Source organism: Achromobacter sp. NCFB-sbj8-Ac1-l (genome assembly GCF_052695805.1).
On the sequence record NZ_CP199812.1, the window covers coordinates 3,126,576 to 3,150,569 of the forward strand.

17 protein-coding genes are annotated in these 23,994 nt (G+C 67.5%); 16 read left to right on the plus strand and 1 reads right to left on the minus strand.

The features are described from left to right. Positions 1-16: 16 nt before the first annotated feature. The 4 genes from ACUDP5_RS14310 (at position 17) to ACUDP5_RS14325 (ending at position 6,133) form a co-directional block, all read left to right on the plus strand. Positions 17-1,567, plus strand: a complete 1,551-nt coding sequence (locus ACUDP5_RS14310) for an ABC transporter substrate-binding protein (protein WP_445659067.1) — start codon at positions 17-19, stop codon at positions 1,565-1,567. A 149-nt stretch (positions 1,568-1,716) separates the two neighbouring features. Further along, complete coding sequence (locus tag ACUDP5_RS14315; RefSeq protein ID WP_445659068.1) at positions 1,717-3,153, plus strand: amidase; 1,437 nt, start codon at positions 1,717-1,719, stop codon at positions 3,151-3,153. A gap of 141 nt (positions 3,154-3,294) precedes the next feature. Further along, entirely contained in the window at positions 3,295-5,460 is a 2,166-nt protein-coding gene (locus ACUDP5_RS14320) for a LamG-like jellyroll fold domain-containing protein (RefSeq protein WP_445659069.1), read from the plus strand. A 241-nt stretch (positions 5,461-5,701) separates the two neighbouring features. Then, positions 5,702-6,133, plus strand: coding sequence for a tetratricopeptide repeat protein (locus tag ACUDP5_RS14325; protein WP_263914610.1), 432 nt, complete (start codon positions 5,702-5,704; stop codon positions 6,131-6,133). Between the two features lie 69 nt (positions 6,134-6,202). Here the strand turns inward: ACUDP5_RS14325 and ACUDP5_RS14330 are convergent, their stop codons facing one another. Further along, complete coding sequence (locus tag ACUDP5_RS14330) at positions 6,203-7,099, minus strand: LysR family transcriptional regulator (protein ID WP_445659070.1); 897 nt, start codon at positions 7,097-7,099, stop codon at positions 6,203-6,205. 103 nt (positions 7,100-7,202) lie between these two features. On the opposite strand from ACUDP5_RS14330, the gene ACUDP5_RS14335 reads away from it, so the two are divergent. The 12 genes from ACUDP5_RS14335 (at position 7,203) to ACUDP5_RS14390 (ending at position 23,945) form a co-directional block, all read left to right on the plus strand. After that, complete coding sequence (locus tag ACUDP5_RS14335) at positions 7,203-8,534, plus strand: arylsulfatase (protein WP_445659071.1); 1,332 nt, start codon at positions 7,203-7,205, stop codon at positions 8,532-8,534. A gap of 44 nt (positions 8,535-8,578) precedes the next feature. After that, positions 8,579-9,544, plus strand: coding sequence for a tripartite tricarboxylate transporter substrate binding protein (locus ACUDP5_RS14340; RefSeq protein ID WP_445659072.1), 966 nt, complete (start codon positions 8,579-8,581; stop codon positions 9,542-9,544). Positions 9,545-9,694: 150 nt separating this feature from the next. Next, positions 9,695-11,215, plus strand: coding sequence for an amidohydrolase family protein (locus ACUDP5_RS14345; protein WP_263914612.1), 1,521 nt, complete (start codon positions 9,695-9,697; stop codon positions 11,213-11,215). Positions 11,216-11,243: 28 nt separating this feature from the next. Beyond that, positions 11,244-12,449 carry an ABC transporter substrate-binding protein gene (locus tag ACUDP5_RS14350; RefSeq protein WP_445659073.1) on the plus strand — a complete coding sequence of 402 codons (1,206 nt, stop codon included), beginning with the start codon at positions 11,244-11,246 and terminating at the stop codon, positions 12,447-12,449. A gap of 14 nt (positions 12,450-12,463) precedes the next feature. Then, positions 12,464-13,309, plus strand: coding sequence for an ABC transporter permease (locus ACUDP5_RS14355; protein WP_263914614.1), 846 nt, complete (start codon positions 12,464-12,466; stop codon positions 13,307-13,309). Beyond that, entirely contained in the window at positions 13,306-14,136 is an 831-nt protein-coding gene (locus ACUDP5_RS14360; RefSeq protein WP_263914615.1) for an ABC transporter permease, read from the plus strand. The genes ACUDP5_RS14355 and ACUDP5_RS14360 overlap by 4 nt, the downstream gene beginning before the upstream one ends. A 19-nt stretch (positions 14,137-14,155) precedes the next feature. Beyond that, positions 14,156-15,022 (plus strand): ABC transporter ATP-binding protein, encoded by an 867-nt coding sequence (locus ACUDP5_RS14365; protein ID WP_263914616.1) that lies wholly within the window; start codon positions 14,156-14,158, stop codon positions 15,020-15,022. Between the two features lie 159 nt (positions 15,023-15,181). Next, a complete protein-coding gene (locus ACUDP5_RS14370; RefSeq protein ID WP_445659074.1) occupies positions 15,182-16,570 on the plus strand; it encodes an LLM class flavin-dependent oxidoreductase in 1,389 nt (462 codons plus the stop codon). A gap of 211 nt (positions 16,571-16,781) precedes the next feature. Next, the gene (locus ACUDP5_RS14375; protein ID WP_445659075.1) at positions 16,782-19,553 is read left to right on the plus strand and encodes an autotransporter family protein; all 2,772 of its coding nucleotides are present in this window, start codon (positions 16,782-16,784) and stop codon (positions 19,551-19,553) included. Positions 19,554-19,763: 210 nt separating this feature from the next. After that, a complete protein-coding gene (locus ACUDP5_RS14380) occupies positions 19,764-20,258 on the plus strand; it encodes an RNA polymerase sigma factor (protein WP_445659076.1) in 495 nt (164 codons plus the stop codon). 1 nt (position 20,259) lies between these two features. After that, positions 20,260-21,198 (plus strand): FecR family protein, encoded by a 939-nt coding sequence (locus tag ACUDP5_RS14385; protein ID WP_445659077.1) that lies wholly within the window; start codon positions 20,260-20,262, stop codon positions 21,196-21,198. A gap of 86 nt (positions 21,199-21,284) precedes the next feature. Continuing rightward, positions 21,285-23,945 carry a TonB-dependent siderophore receptor gene (locus tag ACUDP5_RS14390; protein WP_445659078.1) on the plus strand — a complete coding sequence of 887 codons (2,661 nt, stop codon included), beginning with the start codon at positions 21,285-21,287 and terminating at the stop codon, positions 23,943-23,945. The last annotated feature ends 49 nt before the right edge of the window (positions 23,946-23,994 follow it).

Consider the following 23,994-nt stretch of genomic DNA (forward strand, 5'->3'; position numbering starts at 1 on the left):
ACACAAGGGGAACCCCATGACACGCAAACCCGCCCTGGCCCTGCTGCTGTGCGGCCTGCTGGCCGGCCCGGCCCACGCCACCGGCGACGTCGGTACGCTGCGCGTGGCGCTGCACGCCGACATCGCCAGCATCAACCCCGGCGTGAACCGCGACGCCAACGCCGACATGGTGCTGGCCCACGTGGTCGAAGGCCTGGTGGCCTATGGCGAAGACCTGAAGATCAAGCCCGTGCTGGCCGAAAGCTGGCAGGTCAAGGACGATGGCAAGGTCTATGAATTCACCCTGCGCCCCAAGGTGCATTTCCACAACGGTGCCGTGCTGACGGCGGCCGACGTGGCCTGGAACTTCAAGCGCTATCTGGATCCGAAGACCAACTTCCAATGCGTCAACCGCTACAACGGCAAGATCGGCCCCGCCTTGCAGCAGGTCGACGCCGTCGATGGCCAGACCGTGCGGTTCACGTTCGCCTCGCCCGCGCCCAACTTCCTGATGACGCTGGCCACCATCCAGTGCACGCCATGGATACTGCACCCGGATTCAGTCAATGCCGACGGCAGCTTCAAGGCCCCCATCGGCACCGGCCCCTACGCCTTCGCCGGCATGATGACCGGTCGCCAGCTGGACTTGAAGCGCTTTGAGGCCTACGACGCCCTGCCCGGCGCTCGCGATGGCTACGCCGGCAACAAGACCGCCACCATTCCCCTGCTGCGTTTCATGACGGTGCCCGACGCCAGCACCCGCAGCAACGGCCTGCTGTCCGGCGACCTGGACGTGGTCGACGGCATCGAACCGGCCACCATCGCGACCCTGCGCGGCCAGGGCCTGACGGTGCAGGTGCAGCAGACCCCCAGCTGGCTGGTCATGCAGGTGCAAAGCAATGCGCCCGCGCTGCAGGACGTGCGCATGCGCCAGGCCATCGCCCATGCGCTCAGCCTGCCCGACCTGGCCGAGGCCTCGGGCGAAGGCCTGTACAGCGCCAACCCGTCGGTGCTGGTGCCGCAAAGCCCGTACTACGACGCCCGCAGCAAGACCTGGCCAGCCTACGACCCCGCCGCCGCCCGCACCCTGATGGCGCAGGCCGGCTACCAGGGCAAACCCATCACCTTGCTGGTCGCCAACCGCCAGGAACGCGTCCAGGCCGCCACCATCGTGCAGGCCATGCTGGCCGCGTCCGGCATCAACGTCGAACTGAAGGTGCGCGACTGGGCCTCGCAGCTGGACCTGTACGGCCGTGGCCAGTACGAACTGGCCATCTTCGGCTATTCCGCCCGGCTGGACCCGTTGCTGATGTATGAATCGCTGATCGGCGACAAGAAGGTCGAACCGACCCGCCAATGGGACGACCCCAAGGCCTCGGCCCTGCTCAAGCAGGTCGCGATGGAACCCGACCCGAACAAACGCCGCGACCTCTTCAACCAGTTGCACGAACTGATGGCGCAAGACATCCCCATCATCGGCCTGTTCAACCTGCCCGTCGTCACCGCGCTGCGGCCCTCGGTGCAGGGCTACCAGGGCTGGCCGGGCGGCACGCACCGGTTCTGGGGCGTGAGCAAGACGCAGCCGTGATGCCTGCTCGCGCCGCGGCCATGGGCTTGATTCCGACTTTGATTTCGCCTGGATTCTGGCTTTGGATTTGGCGTTGAATTCGGCCGCAACGCTGGCGCCGCCCCGCCATTGACCGGTTTCCATTCATACTGACCCGCATTCCCGCAGCCATGCCCATTCCTGATTCCGAGTATCTCCAGGCCGACGCCACCGCCCTGGCTGCCGCCATCCGCGCCGGCCGCCTGACCCCGGCCGAAGCCGTGGCGCAGGCCTTTGCCGCCATCGACCGCGTCAACCCGCAACTGAACGCCGTCATCCTCACCATGCGCGACGAGGCCGAGGCGCAATTGCGCGAGCTGCCCGCCGACGCCCCGCTGCGCGGCGTGCCCGTGCTGCTCAAGGACGACTGCCCCACCTACGCCGGCACGCCGATGTCGTTCGGCTGCCGCGCCGCCGTGGGCTACAGCCCCTCGCAAGATCATGAGCTGGTGCGGCGCTACAAGGCCGCCGGCCTGGTCATCGTCGGCAAGACCAACCTGCCGGAATTCTCGGCCAACATCCACACCGCGCCCACCCTGCACGGCGCGACGCTCAACCCCTGGGACGCCCGCCGCAGCCCCGGCGGCTCGTCCGGCGGCGCCGCTGCCGCGGTCGCCGCGCGCATGGTGCCGCTGGCCTACGGCAACGATGGCGCCGGGTCCATCCGCATCCCGGCCGCCTGCACCGGCCTGTTCGGCCTGCGTCCGTCGCGCGGCCGCGTGCCTTGCGGCCCCGTGTCCAGCGAAAACTGGGGCGGGCTGGTCAGCCATCACGTCCTGACCCGCTCGGTGCGCGATTCCGCCCTGCTGCTCGACCTGACCGATGCGCCCGAACCGGGCGCGCTGTATGCCGCCCCGGCCAAAGCGGGTGCGTATGCCGACGCCGCCGGCCGCGATCCGCGCGCGCTGCGCATTGGCCTCATCACCCAGCCGGGCCTGGACATGACGCTGGACCCCGCCGTCGCCGCTGCACTGGACGACGCCGCCACGCTATGCCGTCAGCTGGGCCACCGAGTCGAACCCGCCGCCTTCGACTTCGACCAGGCCGCGCTGGCCGACGCCTACCTGCGCATCGTGGCCGCCTACACCGCGCTGGAAGTCGACGCCATCGCCGCCGACACCGGCCGCCCGGCCGATGCCAGCGGCTTCGAGCCCGCCAACCTGGGCCTGGCCGAATACGGCCGCAGCCTGTCCGCGCCCGCCCTGCTGGCCGCCCGCAACACCGCCAACGGCATCGCCCGCAGCCTGGGCCGGCTGATGGCCGACTACGACGTGCTGCTCACGCCGGTCCTGCCCACCTTGCCGCCGCCCGTGACCGCACTGGACGTGCGCGGCGCGGACTGGCGCGGCTTTGCCGACGAATTCATGCGTGGCACCGTCTTCACCCGCCCCGCCAACGCGGCCGGCGTGCCCGCCATGAGCGTGCCCCTGTGCCGCGACGCCAGCGGCCTGCCCATCGGCATCCAGTTCATGGCGTCGTATGGCGACGACACCACGCTGATCGAACTGGCCGGGCAACTGGAACGCGCCCGACCCTGGGCCGACCGGCTGCCGCCGGTGCATGCGTGACAACCTTCTACCTGGATCCCGGCATGACCGGGTTCGCACCCAGGCCCGCAGCCCCCATGCCACACACAATGTTCACGCACGCTTAACAATTCCGTCATTGCGCGTTTCTAAGCTTCCCCCTTTTTCACTTGGGCGGCACAGATGGCGCACGACAAGCAAGACTCGCAGCATTCCTTGACCACGCAGCACGGCGATCATGACATTGCCGAGACAAGCCGCATCCTGCCGGCAGCGACGGACCCGCGCCGCCGCAGCCTGCTCAAGGCCGGCCTGGGCGCCACGCTCATGCCGGTCGGCGGCTCGCTGCTGCTGTCGGCCTGCGGCAGCGACAACGACGACGAAGACACCCCCGCGCCCGGTGCCCCCGCACCGGCGCCCCAGCCGCAACCGCAGCCCCAGAACATCTCCAGCTTCGCCGTTGCCGTGCTGCCCGACACGCAGTTCTATTCGCGCTACGCCACCGACGCCGAAAACCAGCAGTTCATGCGCAAGTACGGCAGCGAGCCCTACAAGGCGCAGACCCAATGGGTGGCCAACAACGCCAAGGCGCTCGGCATTCCCTTCCTGATCCACCTGGGCGACGTGGTCGATCAGCAAAGCAAGCCCGACCAGTGGAAAGTGGCCGATGCGGCCATGAAAATCCTGGAAGACGCCAAGGTGCCGTATTCCATCCTGGCCGGCAACCACGACGTGATCCTGGACCGCGACTACGTCGACGAAAGCAGCCAGACCAGCGCCACCGACGCCCAGCGCACCCTGGCCAACGAGCCCTATCTGCAGACCTTCGGCACTGACCGCGCCAGGAAGCAGGCCACCTTCGGCGGGCGCGACCCCAGCGGCTTTCACGAATGGCACGTCTTCGAAGCCGAGGGCCAGAAATTCATGGTGCTGTCCCTGTCGTGGCGCATCTCCAATGCCGCCCGGGACTGGGCCAACCAGGTCATCCGCGCCAACCCGACGCTGCCGGTCATCCTGGTCAACCACCAGCTGCTGAACATCGACAAAGACGGCACCAGCCCCCTGGAAGTGCCCTACGGCCTGATGCTGTGGGACAAGCTCATCCGCGACAACGACCAGATCTTCATGACGTTGAACGGCCATTATCACGGCGCGGCGCTGCTGACCAAGACCAACGCCTTCGGCAATCCCGTCCACGAAATGGTCGTCGATTACCAGATGGCCTACCAGGGCGGCAACGGCCTGATGCGCCTGTACGAATTCGACCTGACCAACAACGAAATCCGCGTGCTGTCGTTCTCGCCCTGGGTGCCGCAGAAACCCAAGAACACCCTCAACGCCTTCGACCAGGCGGTGCTGACCGGCGCCAACGAGGCATTCACCATCAAGATGGATTTCGCCAAGCGCTTTGCCGGCTTCAACAAGGACTTCAAGGCCGGCACGCCCAGCCACACCGCCCTGATCGACCAGGCCCGCGCGCTGATCCTGGCCAACTACACCGAGCCGCCCGCCACCCTGCAAAAGCCCGCCGCCGACAGCGACGACTACCCGCAGGTGCCCGGCACGCTGGCCCACTGGCGCTTCTTCGGCGGCACCGACGGCCAGCCCGTGCCCGTGGGCACCGTCGTCGCCGACCGCACCGGCCTGAACCCCGTGCGCCGCGCCGCCCTGAACATCGACGGCGTGGCCGGCGCCCAGCTGGGCGACCTGGTCTGGTCCAACGACCACCATTACCTGTCCGCCGCCCCGGGCTCGGTGCGCTTCTTGAACACCGACAAGAACACCGCCCGCATGAGCTACTTCACCACCGATACGGCCGCGGCCATCAATGCCGAAACCGTGCCCAACGGCTACACCGTCGAAGCCTTCATCAAGATCGACCGCGACTGGACCTCGGGCAAGAACGCGTGGATGAACATCATGACCCGCGACGGCAAGCGCGGCGACCTGCCCGGCTACAGCGGCGGCGACGGCGAATCCCCGCCGCTGCTGTTCGCCGTGTCCAGCCTGCGTGAAATCCAGTGGGAAGTCGTGCCCGACCGCACCGGCACCCGCGACGCCAAGACCAACTGGTCCGGTGAAATCATCGCCGACAAGTGGCTGCACATTGCCGTCGTCAACGACAACACCACCCACGAAACCATCCTGTACGTCGAAGGCGCCCCGGTGCTGCGCAACGCGTCCGACGCCCCGGGCCTGGCGACCCTGGCGGCCAACATGCCGTGGGTGGTGGGTGCGGGCTCGTGGGACGGCAGCCGCGCGGACGGCTTCTTTGGCAGCATCGGCGAGGTCCGGATCGTGAACCAGGCGTTGCAGCCGTCGCAGTGGTTGACGGCGCGACGCAGCTAAAACGAGCGCGCCGGCCTTGCAGGCACAAGGCCGGCGCTGATTTTCAGAATCTTCCAATTCTCGGCGGCAAGGCAGGGGCAGAAAATGCCGCATGCCTTCTTGCCCGCCCATCCGCCAATCCCCCATTCCAGAACACGCTGCAGCCGCTGCCGCTCAGGCCGCGGCTGCCTTGCGCCTGCACTGCCCCCCTCAACTCTGACCGCGATCCATCTTGCTCTGAACTGTAAACAGCCCAACCTCTATGAACCAGCCCAAATATTTAGACGATCAGATCGACTTTCTTGTGTCGGAAGGCAACGACCGATTGGACGAAGAAGATATTGAAGGGGCCATCGCCAAATGGACGCAAGCGCTGACGCTGCTGCCCGAACCCAAAGCCGATTGGGAAGCCTTCATCTGGCTGTCTACGTCCCTGGGCGATGCGCACTATCGACGCAAGCGATACGGCCTGGCGCGACACCATTTCCTGGATGCGCTCAACGCGCCCGGCGGGATCGACAACCCCTTTATCCACTACCGTCTCGGGCAGTGCCAGCTGAAACTGGGCGAAAGGGCCAAAGCGATGGAAGAACTGCTGAAAGCGTACATGCTCGATGGCGAAGACATCTTCACGATGGAAGATGACGGCATGACGTGGTTGCAGCGCTTGCGGGACGGCAGGCTGGTTGACTGAACGGGGCAGGTTTGGTTGCGCGCGTCTTGCGGGGTGCGCCAGCCAAGTGTCGACCTCTCCCTCCCAGTCTCACGCCCCGGCGCTATCCACGATCGCGTTCCGAAACTCCGTCATCAACGGCGACCACGTCGTCGCATGGCGGGTAATCAGCGCAATACGCCGTTGCAGCGGCTTGCCCAGCGCCACCGGCAGCACCACGATGCCGCGCTGATCCGCCAGCGCACTCTGCGGCACGATGGCCAACAAGCTTGACTGCGCCAGCAGCGCCAACGTGCCCTTGGAAAAATGCTCGACCTCCAGCGCGGCTGCCGGCAAGGGCACGCCGGCCTCGGCATAGTGCGCGTCCAGCGCCTGGCGGGCGATGGCGGTGGGTTTGGGCAGGATCCAGCGCTGCCCTTGCAAGTCGTGCAGCGCCAATTTGCGGCGTGCGGCCAGCGGGTGCTCGCGGCTGGCGACCACGCACAGCCGGTCGTCCAGAATGGGCTCCTGATGCAGCGTCGCGGGTACGTCCGCATAAATCGGCGTGACCGCCAGGTCCAGCTTGCCGCTGGCGACCTGCTCGTTCAGGTCGTCTGACAGGCCTTGCGTCAACTGGATGCGCAGGGCCGGCCGGCGCGGCAGCAGCCGTGCCAGCGCGGGCATCACGATGCTGTCCACGGTGGCCCCCGTTGCTCCCACCCGCAGCAAGCCCGCTTCCCCGACGCGCAGTTCCATCGCATGCCTGACCGCGTCCTGGTACTGCACCCAGAGCTTTTTCGCATGTTCCAGAAACACCAGCCCCGCCGACGTCAGGCGCAGGCCGCGTCCGCTGCGGTCCAGCAGCGCCAGCCCCGTGTCCGCTTCCAGCCGCTGCAAGGACTTCGACAGCGCCGGCTGGCTGACATCGCAGGCCGCCGCGGCGCGAGCCAGGTTGCCGTGCTCGACGGCGGCCAGGAAGTACTCGATGTCGCGCAGGGAAAGATTCATGAATATTTTTCATATCAAGACATAGCTTCAGGAATATTACGCCGCCCACACGCTCCTAGAATCCCCGGCATAACCCTGAAAGACCGACAATGAGGCGCGACGCATGAATAGCAAGCCCAATATCGTTTTGATCGTGGCCGACAACCTGGGATGGGGAGAACTGGGCTGTTACGGCGGCGGCGCGTTGCGCGGTGCGCCCACCCCCAACATCGACCGCCTGGCCGCCGAAGGGCTGCTGCTGCAGAACTTCAATGTGGAAAGCGACTGCGTGCCCACGCGTTCGGCCCTGATGAGCGGCCGCCACCCGATCCGCACCGGCTGTCTGCAATCCGTGCCACCGGGCCTGCCCCAGGGGCTGACGCGCGACGAGATCACGCTGGCGCAGCAGTTGTCGGGCCAAGGCTACGCCACGGCGCACTATGGCAAATGGCATCTGGGCGACATCCCCGGCCGCTATCCGTCCGACCGCGGATTTGACGAGTGGTATGGCATTCCGCGCACCACCGACGAAAGCCAGTTCACCTCGTCGATCGGCTTTGACCCCACGGTGGCCGACATTCCCCACATCATGCAGGGCCAGGCGGGCGCGCCATCGGAAAACGTCAAGGTCTACGACCTGGATAGTCGCCGCGGCATCGACGCCGAACTGGTGGACCGGTCCGTCCAGTTCATGAACCGGCACGCGCAGGCCAAACGGCCGTTTTTCCTGTACCTGCCCCTGGTGCACCTGCACTTTCCCACGCTGCCGCACCCCGACTTCGCCGGGCGCACCGGCGCCGGCGACTTTGCCGATTCGATGGTGGAAATGGACCACCGCGTGGGGCAGATCGTGCAAGCGGTGGACGACCTGAACCTGCGCGAAAACACCGTCTTCATCTTCTGCAGCGACAACGGCCCGGAATTCCGCAAGCCCTATCGCGGCACGGCCGGGCCCTGGACGGGCACGTATCACACCGCCATGGAAGGCAGCCTGCGCGTGCCGTTCATCCTGCGCTGGCCCGGCAAGGTGCAGCCGGGGCGGGTGTCCAACGAGATCGTCCACGTGACCGATCTGTACACCACGCTGTCGCACATCGGCGGCGCGGCGGTTCCGCAGGATCGGCCGATCGACGGGATCGACCAGACGGATTTCTTCACGGGTGCCAGCCCGGCTTCGCTGCGCGAGGGCTTTCTGTTCTATATCAAGAACGAGCTGCGCGCGGTCAAATGGCGCGACTGGAAGCTGCATTTCTACTGGGAGCCCGAGGTCAACGAGGGCAAGGGCAAGCTGGAATCCCCGTATCTGTTCAACCTGAAGCAGGATCCCAAGGAAGAAAGCGACATCCTCGTCTACAACACCTGGGTGCTCGGGCCTGTCCTGAAAATGGTGCAGGCGTTCAACCAGTCATGCGTGGCGCATCCGAATACGCCGCCCGGCAGGCCGGATGCCCGCTGACGCTGCTCCCGTACGACAGACCACATAAAAACAAGGGGAAGAACATGAGAGTCACGATCCGATGCGGTGCGGTGCTGCTCAGCGCCGCCCTGCCCTTCGCTGCCGGCGCGGCGGACGCCAAGCAGGATTGGCCCGCCAGGCAGATCACCTGGGTGATCGGTTTCGTGCCGGGCGGCACCGCGGACGTGTTGACCCGCATCGCGGCGCAGGAACTGGCCCGGCGAACCGGCCTGAACGTCGTCGTGGAAAACCGTCCCGGCGCGTCGGGCGCCATCGCCCTGCAACTGGTAGCGCGCAGCAAGGCCGGCGACGGCTACCTGCTGACCGTGCCGGGCCCCTTGGTCTACCCGACGCCCCAGCCCCGAATCGGCCGCGAGCTGGCCCCGGTCATGCTGATGGCCCAGGGGCCCATGGTTATCGTCGGCCCCGCCGCGACGGCGCGGCCGACCCTGCAAAGCGTGCTGGCCGACGCCCGGCAACGGCCCGAGGCCTGGAGCTACGGCAGTTCCGGCAACGGCACGTCGCAGAACCTGGCCGGAGAACTGCTGAACCAGTACGCCGGCACCCGCATCGTGCACGTGCCCTACAAGGGCGGCGGCCAGGCGGTGGCAGACGTGACGGGCGGGCAGATCCCGCTGGCGATCCTGGGCTCGGCCCCGGTGATGCCGCAGGTCAAGGCGGGCGTGCTGAAGGCCTATGCGGTGACGACGCCCTATCGCCTGGACAGCTTGCCGGACGTGCCGACGGTGGCGGAATCCGGCTTCAAGGGCTTTGCGGCCAGCCAGTGGTTTTCGGTCGCGGCCAGCAAGGCGATCGGGGCCGAATCGCTGGACCAGATCAACGCGGCGCTGCGCGCGGCCGTGGCGACACCCGCGTTCAAGGCGGCCCTGGACAACGCCGGGATGGTGGCCGGCGGCGGCTCGCGCGACGACCTGCTGACGTTCATCGAGGCCGACGATGCCAAATGGAAGGCATTGATCGATAGCGGGGCCGTGAAGCTGGCGAATTAAGGCCCGGGCCACTGGAACCGGTTATTTGAAAATGCCGCACAAATAAAGAACAAAAGCATCGTTTGGCGTTGCCCGCGCCTCCCGTAAGGTGTGCCGACAGCCAGGGGATTTCCTCTGGCGCCCTGCACCTACCCTACGGAGCGCGCCAGCATGAACCAGCCTTTGAAGCCCAGCCAAGCGTCACGGTCCGCCGCCGTCAAGGCGACCCTGGATTACCCGGTGATCGACACCGACGTGCACGTCAACGACTATGCGCCGGTGCTGGAAGACTATGTACAGCACTACGGCGGCGGCAAGCTGGTCGACGCGCTGCGCAAGGCGCTGGGTTCGCGCTTTGCCACCAAGAGCGGCGGCAAGGACTGGTACCAGCAGACCCCGGCCGAACGCCAGCACAACCGCACGCTGCGTTCGCCCTGGTGGGCGCGCGTCACGCGCAACACGCTGGACCTGGCCACCTACACGCTGCCCGAGCTGCTGAACGAACGGCTGGCCGAGCAAGGCGCCGACTATTCGGTGCTGTTTCCCAATGACGTGCTGGCGCCGCTCGCCGCAGGCAACGAGTTCCGCCAGCCGCTGCACCGCGCCATCAACCATTTCCACGCCGACCAGTACCGCAAGTACAGCGACCGCCTGACGCCGGTGGCGGGCATCCCCCTGAACACCCCGCAGGAAGGCATCGAAGAACTGGAATTCGCGGTCAAGACGCTGGGGCTGAAGGTCATCAACATTGCCGGCGGCGTGAAGCGCCCGATCAAGGCGGTGGCCGACAAGTACCCGGCCGCCGACCACCCTGACGTCGCCAAACACGCCAGCTACATCGACTTCTACGGCATCGACAGCGAATACGACTATGACCCGTTCTGGGCCAAGGTGGTCGAGCTGGGTGTGCCCGTCACGACGCACTACGGCAGCCAGGGCTGGACCGGGCGCCATTCGATCAGCAACTACATGTTCAACCACATCGGCCACTTTGCCGATGGCTCGCAGGCCTTTGCCAAGGCGCTGTTCTTTGGCGGGGTGACGCGGCGTTTTCCGAACCTGCGGGTGGCGCTGCTGGAAGGCGGCGCGGACTGGGGCTCGCACGTCTACACCCACCTGGTGGACCGCTGGGAAAAGCGCAACCGCCACGCGGTGCAGAACTACAACCCGGCCAACGCCGACGTGGCGCTGCTGCACGAGCTGTTCCAGCGCTACGGCGCCGATTTCATCAAGGGGCGCGACATCGACCCGCAGCAATTGCTGCGCGACAGCCTGGGCATTTCCGCCCTGCCCCACAGCCGCGACCCGCACCCCGACGAACTGGACGACTTTGCCGCCGCCGGCATCGAGTCGGCCGAAGACATCCGCACCCGCTGGGTCGACAGCTTCTATTTCGGCTCGGAAGCCGATGACCGCACGGTGGCCGCCGCCTTCAACGACAAGGTCAACCCGCTGGGCGTGAAGATCAACGCCATCTGGTCGTCCGACATCGGCCACTGGGACGTGCCCGACCTGACCGAACCCCTGGCCGAAAGCTGGGACCTGGTGGAACAAGGCGTCATCAGCGCGCAGGACTTCAAGGCGCTGGTGTTCGGCAACCCCTACCGCTTCTACACCCAGGCCAACCCCGAATTCTTCCGCGGCACCGCCATCGAACGCAAGCTGGCCAGCCCTGTCGCCCGCGCCGCCTGACCCATCTTCCCGACAAGAGCCTCTACCCATGAAGTCATTGATTCGCTTGAAATTGTTCCGCCTGGTTCAGGGTCTGACCCAGGATCTGCCCCGGGCCCTGCCCCCGAGCCTGGCGGCGCTGGGCCTGGCTGCCAGCGCCTTGTTCGGCGGCAGCGCGCAAGCCGCCGATGTCATCCGCGTGGGCGTGGCCACCGCGGGCGGCGGCGATCCTATCACCTGGGGCGGCTCGCCCGGCGGCGTGGTGCGCGTGAACCAATGGCTGGAACAGGCCTTTGCCGCCGACGGCGTCAAGGTCGAATGGCTGTTCTTCAAGGGCGCCGGCCCCGCCGTCAACGAAGCCTTGTCCAACAAGCAGATCGACTTTGCCTACCAGGGCGACCTGCCCCAGGTGGTGGGCCGCGCCAATGGCCTGAAGACCAAGCTGCTGCTGGTCAGCGGCGCGCGCAACAACCTGTACCTGGTGGCGCCGCCCAACTCGCCGCTCAAGTCCATCGAAGACCTGAAGGACCGCAAGGTATCGATCTTTCGCGGCACCAACGGCCATCTGGTGGCGATCAACGTGCTGGCGGCCCACGGCCTGGCCGAACGCGACATCAAAGGCGTGAACCTGGACGCCGGCAGCGCCCAGGCCGCACTGGTGTCCAACGGCGTGGACGCGGCCTTTGGCGGCTACGAATGGTTCAAGGTGCGCGACCAGGGGCTGGCCAAGGTCATCTACAGCACCCAGGGGCAGGACCCGGCCTATACCCGCCAGGCGTCGTTGCTGGTGCGCGAGGACTTCGAACGCGAGAACCCGGCGCAGGTGCAGAAGCTGGTCGATGTATTCGTGCGCGCGGCCCGGTGGTCGTCGGATGAAAAGAACCGCGACGCGCTCTTCAAGATCTGGGAAAAGAGCGGCGTGCCCTATGCGTCCTGGGCGGCCGAGTTCGACAAGCAGGACCTGGCGTCCCGGAATTCGCCGTTGATCGATGACTTCATCATCGCGCGCTACAAGGCGGTGGTGGCGGATGCGGTGAAGCTCAAGCTGATCCGCCGCGAGGTCTCGCTGGATGGCTGGTTCGATCCGCGATACTTGCAGAACGCGTTGAAGGCGCAGGGGCTGGAGAAGTACTGGACGGCGTTCGATGCCAGCGGCAAGCCTGCGGCGGGCAATGCGGCCGCGGCAACGCCCGTCGACGCCAAACCCGTTGCCGCCGCCACGGTCGCAGGCGCCAGCCAGGCCGCCGCGCGCTGACCCGGGCCGCCGCCATGTCCTCCTCCACTCTCTCCGGCGCCACGCCGCCGGGCGCCGTCACCTGGCCGGCCTGGGCTCGCCAGGCCGCCTGGACCGCCGCGCCCTGGCTGCTGCCCCTGACCCTGATCGTGTTGTGGCAGACCGGCGCCAGCCAGGGCTGGATCTCGCCGCAGGTGCTGCCCCCGCCCGCCTACGTCTGGGACACCCTGCGCGACCTCGCCACCAGCGGCGACCTGTGGCTGAACACCCGGGCCAGCCTGCAACGCGTGCTGGTGGGCTTTGCCCTGGGCAGCCTGCTTGGCTTGCTGCTGGGCACGGCCATGGGCCTGTCGCGCCGGCTGGAAGCCTACGTGCTGCCCACCTTCAATGCGCTGGTGCAGATTCCCGTGCTGGCCTGGCTGCCCTTCGTGCTGCTGATCGTCGGCATCGGCGAACCCCTGAAATACATCCTGATCGCCAAGGCCGCGCTGGTACCCGTCACGCTGAACACGCTGCAAGGCTTTCGCCAGGCCAGCCCGGCGCTGCGCGAAGTGGGCAGCGTCTACGGCTACAGCCGCCGCCAGGAAGTGCTGGAAATCGTGCTGCCGCTGGCCCTGCCGACCCTGTTCACCGGCCTGCGCCTGGGCTTCACCAAGGCCTGGCTCTCGTTGGTGGTGGTGGAACTGGTGGCGTCCAGCGAAGGCCTGGGCTATCTGATCGTCTACGGCCGCCAGCTGTTCCAGCTGGACCTAGTGATGGCCGCGGTGATCGTGGTCGGCGCCATCGGCTACGCCATCGACCGCCTCCTGGACTGGGCCGAGACGCGCCTGATCCACGGCCGCCGCGCGGCGCGCCTTGTCCCCACGCAGGCCCGTCCATGAGCGCATCCCTGTCCCCCGCGCGGTCCCGCGACGCCGCCGAACTGGCCGTGTCCCAACCCCTGGCCGTGCGCGGCGCCGGCCGCTGGCGCGGGTTGGTGCTGCCGGTGGCCGCCATCGTGCTGTGGTGGCTGGCGGCGCGCGCCGACCTGGTCAATTCCGCGCTGCTCGTGTCGCCCGAGAAAGTGCTGGCCACCGCCGTCGACCAGATCCTGGGCGGCAAGTTGTGGCGGGCGCTGGGCGCCAGCCTGGGCCGCGAACTCACCGGCTTTGCCATCGGCACCGTCTCCGGCCTGGTGCTGGGCGTGCTGTTGGGGCTGTCCCCGGCGTTCAACCGGCTGGTCGGCCCCAGCTTCAACACCTTCAAGCAGATCTCGCTGTTTGCCTGGATCCCGCTGATCTCGGTGTGGTTCGGCCTGGGCGACACCGCCAAGGTGGTGTTCCTGTCGCTGGCCGCCCTGGTGCCCGTGGTGGTCAACACGTGCGACGGCGTGCGCAACGCGCCGGCCAAGCTGCTGGAAGTGGCGCGCGTCTACCAGTACAGCCGCTGGCAGACCTTCACCCAGGTCGTGCTGCCGGCGGCCGCGCCCGCCATCTTCACGGGCGTCTACCTGGCGCTGATCTATTCCTGGCTGGCCACCATCGGCGCCGAATACCTGCTGGTGGCGGGCGTGGGCATCGGCAACCTGCTGATCGAAGGCAGCGAACACTTCCAGATGGACCTGGTGATCTTCGGCATGTTCGTCGTCGGCCTGGTGGGCTGGCTGATGAACGCCCTGGCCCGCCTGGCCGAACGCCGGCTTGCGCGCTTGCGCGGCCAGGACCAATAACCCGCGGGAAACCTCAAGCATGGCTCAAGACAATTCGCTGGACCTGGAACTGCAATCCGTCGGCAAGCGCTACCCCAGCGCCCAGGCCGAAGGCGGCGTGCTGCAAGTGCTGACAGGCGTGGACCTGGCCATCCCGGCCGGGCAATTCGTATCCATCGTCGGCGCCAGCGGCTGCGGCAAATCCACGCTGCTGCGCCTGATCCTGGGGCTGGACGACAGCTATGAAGGCGCCATCACCCTGGGCGGCCAGCCGGTACGCGGCACCAGCCCCGAACGCGGCATCGTGTTCCAGGACCACCGCCTGTTCCCGTGGTTGAACGTGGCGCAGAACATCGGCGTGGGCCTGCGCAACGCCAACCTGCCGGCGTCGGAAAAGCGCGACCGGGTGGCCGAGCACATCGCCCTGGTGGGGCTGGAAGGCTTCGAACAATCGTATCCGCACCAGATCTCGGGCGGCATGGCGCAGCGCGTGGCGATCGCCCGCGGCCTGGTCAACCGGCCGCGCGTGCTGCTGCTGGACGAACCGTTCGGCGCGCTGGACGCCCTGACCCGCGCCCGCCTGCAGACCGAACTGCAACGCATCTGGCAGAAAGAACGCATCACCATGATCCTGGTGACCCACGACGTGGAAGAAGCCGTCTACCTGGGCGACCGGGTGGTGATCATGCAGCCGCGCCCGGGCCGCATCCGCCGCATCGTCGACGTGCCGCTGGCGCATGCCCGCAACCGTAGCGACCCGCGCTTCATCCGGCTGCGCGACGACGTGCTGTCCGACTTCCTGGAACCCGATGGCGCGCCCGCCGACGACAGCCCGCCGCTGGGCGTGGACGCCAATGCCGGGGTGCCGGCGCTGCCGTCCCTGGCGTCGCTGCGCATGGCCTGGTAGCGCAGGCAGCACGCAAGACGCCTGTCAATGGCGTACCGACTGCCAGCCCTTGCCGGCGTTGCCATCGCGATATCGACCGCGCGATCCCTGGACACGGCGTCCACGGATCGCCATGCCGCTTTCATTCCCTTCCGCATTCCCATTTTTGGAGTTCGCCCCATGTCCCGCTCTCCTCGCCAGATCAAGCTAGGCGCCTTCCTGATGCAGACCGGCCACCACATCGCCGCCTGGCGCCACCCCGACGCCCAGGCCGATGCGCCCATCAACTTTCGCCATTACGCCGACCTGGCCCGCCGCGCCGAGGCCGCCAAGTTCGACGCCGTATTCCTGGCGGACTCGGTGGGCGTGCGCAATACCGACCTGCCGTCGCTGTCGCGCACCGCCCGCAGCGACCACTTCGAGCCGCTGACGCTGCTGTCGGCCCTGGCCGCCGTCACCGAGAGAATCGGCCTGATCGCCACCGTGTCCACCACCTACAACGAGCCTTACCACGTGGCGCGCAAGTTCGCCTCGCTGGACCACATCAGCGGCGGGCGGTCGGGCTGGAACCTGGTCACCTCCAGCGGCCAGGGCGAGGCGCAGAACTTCAACCTGGACGAACACGTGGAACACGCGCGCCGCTACGCCCGCGCCGCCGAGTTCCACGACGTGGTGCTGGGCCTGTGGGACAGCTGGGAAGACGACGCCTTTCTGCGCGACAAGGCCAGCGGCCGGTATTTCGACCCCGCCAAGCTGCATCCGCTGAACCACCGCGGCGAGCATTTCTCGGTGCGCGGGCCGCTGAACGTCTCGCGCTCGCCGCAGGGGCGCCCGGTGGTGGTGCAGGCCGGCGCATCCCCCGCCGGCCGCGACCTGGCCGCCCGCACCGCCGAAGTGATCTTCGTGGCCCACCAGACCTTCGACGAGGCCCAGGCCTTCTACCGCGACATCAAGGGCCGCGCCGCCGCCTACGGCCGCGACCCGGACGCCATCAAGATCATGCCCGGCATCTTCCCGGTCGTCGGCCGCACCCAGGCCGAGGCCGAGGAAAAATTCGCACGCCTGCAGGATCTGATCCACCCGGTGGTGGGGGTGCAACTGCTGTCCAACATGATCGGCGGCTTCGACCTGTCGCGCTACCCGGTGGACGGCCCGCTGCCCGAGATCCCCGAAACCAACGGCGGCAAGAGCCGCCAGCAACTGCTCGTCGACCTGGCCCGCCGCGACGGCCTGACGATCCGCCAGTTGTACCTGCGCATTGCTGGCGCGCGCGGCCACCAGCAGGTCGTGGGCACGCCCACCAGCGTGGCCGACCAGTTGCAGCAGTGGTTCGAAGAGGAAGGCGCCGACGGCTTCAACATCATGTCGCCCTGGCTGCCGGGCGGGCTGGATGATTTCATCGAGCTGGCCCTGCCCGAGTTGCGGCGGCGCGGGCTTTTTCGGACGGAATACGAAGGCAGCACGCTGCGCCAGCACCTGGGACTGGCGCGGCCGGCCCATCGGGTGACATCCGGGCCGCCCGCGAGCGCGGCCGGCCAGACGCCTGCCCCCCAAGCCGCGCTAGCGTGATTCGTCCTACATTTGCCTCGCCCCCGGCCTGCGCCGGAATTTTAAGAATTATCTAATTTTCGACGGTCTTGCCGAAGCTGACGATGGAACACCTTCCAACCTAACCGCCCGGGCCGGATACGCCCCACCCGCTTGTTGCGCCAGCCGCTGGTTCCGGCAAACGTCAAGCAGGGTGGAGGACGCTTCCTGGTCTTGGGCCAAGGACGTTTCCATGCGCTTCGCGTTGCCTCCCGTCGCTGCCAAATGGCTCGCCGTTTCCTTGCCCGCCCTGTCCTCCCCCGTCTGGGCCGCGGACGTCATCGCCCCTGACAACACCGTGCACGGCCAGATCGTCATCAATGACCCCGCGGGTCAAGGCCGTTTCCACATGGGCGCCTCAAGCGAAGTCCGCTACGACGGCCCCGGCGCCGCCATCGAGGTCTCTGGCGCCGGCAATCGCTTTGAATCGGTCCCCAGCTTCACGGTTCAAGCCACCAGCCCCACCGACTACACGCAGGGCATCCGCGCCACCGCGGGCGGCGTCGCATCGTTCTCCCAAGGGGTCTTCAATACGCAGGGGCATGCGCTGGAGGCCGGCGGAGCGAACAGCCTGATTGAATCGACCGGAGCCAACAGCCAGTTCACGACCTGGGGCGATGGCGCCTACGAGGCCCATGCCGCCTATGCCCACGATGGCGGCCGGATCACCGCCGTCAACAGCACGATCGTTGCCAATGGGGTCGGGAGCATCGCCGTCCGGGCCTCGGACGCGAACTCCTCCATTGTCCTGCACGACACCAGCGTCCTGTCCCTGCATGGCGAGGCGATAAGTGTCGCTACGCAAGCCAGCGTCACCATGGTGAACGGCGCCCTTCGCACGACGGGCCGCGGCGGCTCCGCCGTCAGGGCCTACGACCCGGGCACCACATTCTCTGCCACCAACACAACCATCGATACCGCGGGTGTCTACGCCTACGGCGTGCTGGTCTCCAATGGCGCCAGCGTCACCCTGGATCGCGTCCGACTCGATACCACGGGTGCACGATCCTCCAGCATCTGGAGCTACCACCTCGATCCCACGCAACACACCACCGTCACGATCAGCAACGGCAGCCGGATCAATACCCAGGACGGCTACGGCTTCAACGCCAGCGGCGGCAGCCATACCTTCCTGGTGTCGGACTCCACCCTCACCTCCCGCATTGAAGGCGATCTCGCCATCGGTGAATTGCTGCACACGGATTTCGTGACCAGCACCGTGGGCGGCGTCAGCACCATTACCAACAGCCAGCAGATCACGCTGGACGCGACCCGCTCGGTGCTGACCGGCGATGTCGTCGCCGCCGACGGCACCGTCGACGTCTCGCTCAAGCAAGGCACCGTGCTGACGGGCGCCCTGAAGCAACGCGCCACGGGCCACATCAATGCCCTGACCCTGGACGCCGACAGCACCTGGAACGTGCGCGGGGATTCGTCCCTGGGCACGCTCGTCAACGCCGGCACCGTCGCCTTCGTGCCCCCGGCAAGCAGCACCGACTTCAAGACCCTGACCGTCCAGAACTACCAGGGCGGCGGCACCCTGGTGCTCAACACCCGCCTGGGCGATGACACCTCGGCCACCGACAAGCTGGTCATCGATGGCGGTTCGGCCACGGGCAACACGGCCCTGCGCGTCATCAACGCCGACGGCGCGGGCGGGCAAACCGTCACCGGCATTCGCCTGGTCGAAACACTCAACGGCGGCACCACGGCCGCGGACGCCTTCCACCTGGATGCGGCCTCGTCCGGCTTTCGCGCCAGTGCTGGCACTTTGGCAGTCAACGGCTATGAATACAGCCTGGTGCGCGGCGGCCATGGTGGCGTCGCGACCGATTGGTACCTCACGTCGTCCACGGCATTGGCCCCTGACCTGACAGACGCCCCGGCCACGGCCGGGCAAGCGCTGTGGCCGCAGCGGCCCGCCGCGCGCAACGTCTCGCCTGAAAGCGGCGCCTATCTCGGCAATCGCCTGGCCAGCGCACGGTTCTTCTCCCACAGCCTGCGCGATCGCGTGGCCGCGCCGGGTTATGGCGGGGCTGCCGCCTATGCAGCGACCGGCACCGGCGGCGACGGTGGCGACGCCTCCGCAGACACCCGCGCCCTCGACAACGCCGGGCGCGGTCTGTGGACCCGTGTCGAAGGGCGACAAGACAGCGGGCTGCGCATGGCCCAAGGCCGCGTCAACATGGACACCGACAGCACCATCCTGCAACTGGGCGGCGACCTGATCAAGGCTCCGCTTTCCCAGGGCGGCGCAGTCTATGCCGGCCTGATGGGTGGTTACGGTGACGCCCGCACCACGTCCAACTCGACCTTGCGGCGGCCCGATGGCGCCACGGCGCAGGTGCGCGCCCGCGGCAAGGTGTCCGGCTATTCGGTCGGCCTGTATGGCACCGTGTACCAGAACGACGCCACCCGCATGGGCGCCTACGCCGACACCTGGCTGCAATTCGGCCGCTATGCCAACCAGATCAACAGCGAACTCGGGTCCGCACGCTACCACTCCACCGTCTGGAGCGCCGCGGTCGAGGCCGGCTACGCCGTCAAGCCCTTCGCCGACGGCTCCACGCTAGGCCCGGTCGTCGTCGAACCGCACGCCCAGCTGATCTACAGCCGCTACGACGCCCAGGACGCCACCCTGCAAGGCACCCGTCTGCGCAGCGGCAGCGACAACGCCTGGAACTCGCGCATCGGCGTGCGCCTGTATCCGCAAGTCGCCCCCAACGCGCCCGCGGTGCGCCCCTTCCTGGAAGCCAACTGGCTGCATAGCTTTGGCGACCCGTCGGTCAACATGGGCCCCAACACCCTGGACGCCGCCCTGTCGCGAAACAGCCTGGAACTGAAGCTGGGCGCGGAAGGCCAGGTCAGCCGCGCGGTTCAGGTGGCGGGGCATGTCTTCGGCCAGGCCGGCAACAACAACCAGCGCGGCTACGGTGGCATGGTGAATCTGGGCTATCGCTGGTAGCCGCCAGCCCGCCTATGTCACAAGGGAGGCGCGCCCTGCGCGGGCGGCCTCCCATTTTTTTGGCGGACCGAACCGGCCTGACTTGGCAGAAGGCACGGCCAGAACGATCCTCACAACCTCGGTCAGGGTTCACGATAAGTGCAATAAGAACGTTTCTCATTATAATGTGCGACTGTTTTTCATTGCCCTCTCTTGCCCCGCATGACCGCCATGATGCTTGCCGAGACCGTCGTCGCCCACTACCGCGAACTGGTCGACTTCCTGTCGCGCCGCACCGGCTCGCGGGATGCCGCGCAAGATTGCGCCCAGGAAACCTGGATCAAGCTGGCCCGGGCGCGCACGCTCAAGGCCCCGGTCGACAACCTGCGCGCGTACGTCTTCCAGGTGGCGGCCAACCTGGCCATCGACTTGCAACGGCGCGACACGGCCGAACAGCGCAAGCAGGCGGTCTACGCGCAGTCCCAGGTCGCCGGCCAAGCCGCCCCGGACACGCTGGACGTGGCCGCCATGCGCCAGACCATTGCCCGCCTCGAAGCCGCCATCCTGCGCCAGCCGGTGCGAACCCGGCAGATTTTCCTGATGCACAAGATCGACGGCGACAGCTACGGCGACATCGCCCAGGCGCTGGCCGTCAGCGTCAAGACCGTCGAAAAGCACATGACCCGGGTGCTGCTGGCCTGCCGCCTGGCCATGGCGGACGGCTGACATGGACGCCGTGGAACAAGACGCCGCCCGCTGGGTGGTCCGCCGCAACGGCGCCGCGCCCGACGCCCTGCCCGATACCCGCTTCGCTCGGTGGTATGGCGCCAGCGAAGCGCACGCCCGCTGCTACGACAGCGTGGCCGCGCTGTGGCGCCAGATGAACCAGGTGAACGGCGACGCCCTGCGCCAGGACCTGGCCCGCGACCTGCAACGCCGCAAGCGCCGCGGCAAGATCGCCGCCGCCGTGACCTGTAGCCTGGCGTTCTGCGGCCTCTTCCTATGGCAAAGCGGCGCCTGGTGGCGCTGGCAGGCCGACGCCGTCACCGCCGCGGGCGAAATCCGCGAAGTGGTGCTGGCCGACGGCAGCCGGGTGCTGCTGGACGCCCAATCTGCGATCCGCAGTGACCTGTCGGGCACCGAACGCCGCGTGACCCTGCTGCGCGGCCGGGCGCTGTTCACCGTGGCCCGCGACCCGCAGCGGCCCTTCGTGGTGGTCACGCCCGAAGCCCGCGCGACGGCGCTGGGTACGCGCTACGAGGTCAGCCGCCTGCAGCCCGACACCACCGATGTATCGGTGCTGGAAAGCCAAGTGCGGGTCGATTGCGCCGTCTGCGCGCCCGGCACCGTCGCCCAGGTGCTGTCGCCCGACCAGCACGCCGGCGTCAAGGCCAGCGGCATCACCGTCACCCCGGTGGATGCCGACGCGGCCGCGGCCTGGGCCGAGCGCAAGCTGCTGCTGCGCGATGTGCCGCTGGCCGACGCGGTGGCGCAGCTGAACCGCTACACCGGCATGACTACCTGGGTCGAAGCCGCCGCCGGCAAGCGGCGCATTTCTTCCGTGGTGGCCGTGGACAACCCCGACGCCCTGGCCGCCCTGGCGGCGGCGGCCGGCGTGTCGGTGCGGCGCTGGGGGGCGTGGGCCTGGATCGGCGACGGCCAATGAGTTTTTGAAGATAGGGGTAGGGTCGCGGGCCGTTGGGGGCGTCTTACCAGGAAATCCCCATTACCAAGCACCGAGACCCGACCTCCATGTCCGCACGCACGCCGCTGTCCCGTCACCTGCTGTCCCGCTCCAGTTCTGCCCCGGCATCGATCCACCATCCCCACCTGCCGCGCCCTGGCGCGTCGTCCCACTCCCCTGCCCGGCCCCATGGCCTGCGGCGGTTCAGCTACCACGCGCCCCTGGCATTGGCCTTGACGCTGGCGTTCGCGGCATCCGCCCAGGCCCAGACGGAGCCAGCGGCGAGCCAAGGCGCCAGCGCCCGCGCCGTCTCCGTGCGCAGCCAGCCGCTGGACGCCGCGCTGCTGGACCTGGGCCGCCAGCTTGGCCTGCAGATCAGCTTTCCGGCCGCGCTGACCCAGGGCAAGACGGCCGCGGCCCTGAACGGCACGCTGGCGCCCGCCGACGCCCTGGAACGGGTGCTGGCCGGCACGGGGCTGGCCTGGCGCTACACCGGCGCCGACACGGTGCTGATCGAGCCCGGCCCGGCCCCCGCCGCTGCACCCGCCGTGACCAGCACGATGGACACCGTCGTGGTCGTGGGCGGCTACACCCCCACCAGCATCAGCGAACTGCCGCGCACCGTCTGGTACCTGGACAGCCAGCAGATCGAAGAGCAGGCCCACGGCGGCGCCTCGCTGTCGGAAATCCTGGGTAGCCTGGTGCCCAGCCTGGACCTGGGTTCGCAAAGCCGCACCAACTATTCGCAGAACATGCGCGGGCGCAACGCCCAGATCATGATCGACGGCGTGTCGCTCAATTCCATGCGCAACATCAGCCGCCAGTTCGATTCGATCTCGCCGTTCAACATCGAACGCATCGAAGTGCTGTCCGGCGCCAGCTCGGTCTATGGCGGCGGTGCCACCGGCGGCATCATCAACATCGTGACCAAGCGCGGCGCGCCCGGGCCCGCCTCGTTCACCAGCGAAGTCGCCGCCCGCAGCGGCTTTGACGGCAGCGACGACCACGACTGGCGCGTTGCCCAATCGGTCAGCGGCGGCTCGGAAAAAGTCTTCGGCCGGCTAGCCGTCGCGTATTCGCAGAACGGCGCCGCCTACGACGCCAACGGCAAGCAGGTCACCCCCGACACCACCCAGACCGACCTGCAATACAACCGGTCGCTGGACCTGTCCGGCACGCTGGACGTGCAACTGGCCGAGAACCAGAAGCTCAAGCTGCTGGGCCAGTTCTACAACTCGGAATTCAACCCCGGCAAGGCGCTGTACCTGGGCAACGGCCTGCGCGGTGGCCTGGCGCTGACCGGTCCGGCCGATCCCAGCCAGCTGGACATCCGCAACGGCTTCGACTCCGACGTCAAGCCCGCCACCGAGCGCAGCATGCTGGCGGCCGACTATTCCGCCAACAACATCCTGGGCGGGCAAGACCTGTACACCCAGGCCTACTGGCGCCGCGAAAAACTGGATTTCTATCCCTTCCCCAACCAGTTCACCTACAACGACGGTACCTGCGCCACAGCCGCCGCATGCAAGCGCGGCTACTACTACGGCGCCTCGCAGCAGAATACCGACGCCTGGGGCCTGAAAGCCGTCCTGACCAAGGACTGGGAAGCCCTGAAGCTGACCTACGGCGTGGAATACGCCCACGAGAAATTCAACGGCGGCTCGGCCTATTTCGACTGGAACAAGGCCGTGGCCTCGGGCGGCCTGAAGTTCGACAAGCTGTACGACATGCAGCGCTACCCCGACTACCAGGCGCAGACCTGGGCCGCGTTCCTGCAAGGCGATTGGCGCGTCACGCGCAGCGTCACCCTGAGCGGCGGCGTGCGCCAGCAGCGCAACAAGGTCGAACTGGGCGACTTCGTGCCCGTGCCGCAGCAGATCCTGGTCAACAGCGGCGTGGGCCGCAGCGCCGACAAGATCCCGGGCGGCACCAACGCCTACAACACCACCCTGTTCAATGCCGGCGTGCTCTGGAAGGTCGACGACAGCCAGCAGACCTGGCTGAACTACTCCGAAGGCTTCGACCTGGTCGACGTGGCCAAGTACTACGGCAACGGCACCTACCGCCTGCAAGGCGGCAACTGGAACCTGCTGAACGCCGTCACCATCAACGGCTCGGAACTGGCCAACATCAAGACCCGCCAGGTCGAACTGGGCTGGCGCGGCGACTACGGCAACTGGCGCCTGCAGACCGCGGCGTTCTATGCCTGGTCCGACAAGGCGCTGGCGATCCAGCCCATCTCGCTGTCCATCGGGCTGGAAGAGCGCAAGGTGCGCAACTACGGCATCGAAGGCCAACTGGCCTATGACTTCAATCCGCACTGGAGCGCGGGCGTGAACTGGCTGGCGATCCGCTCGGAACAGCAGCAGGCCGACGGCGGCTGGGCCAGGCAGACCATCACGCTGGCCAGCCCGTCCAAGGCGTCGGTGTTCGGCGCCTGGCGCTCGGGCCCCACCGCGCTGCGCCTGCAGGCCAACCGCAACTTCGACCTGACCGACGGCCAGGGCAACCGCATGGAAGGCTACCTGACGTTCGACCTCTTGGGCAGCTATGACATGAAGCACTACGGCACCCTGAGTTTCGGCGTGCAGAACCTGTTCGACCGCAGCTACCAGACCACCTGGAGCCAGCGTGCACAGGCGCTGTACACCGGGCTGATGACGCCGGAATCGTTGCAGTTCAACGGCCGCGGACGCACGTTCGGGCTGGCTTATACCGTCAAGTACTAAGGCCAACGCACGCCTTGGCGCCTGCGCTGCGGGGTATGGCCCGAGGCGG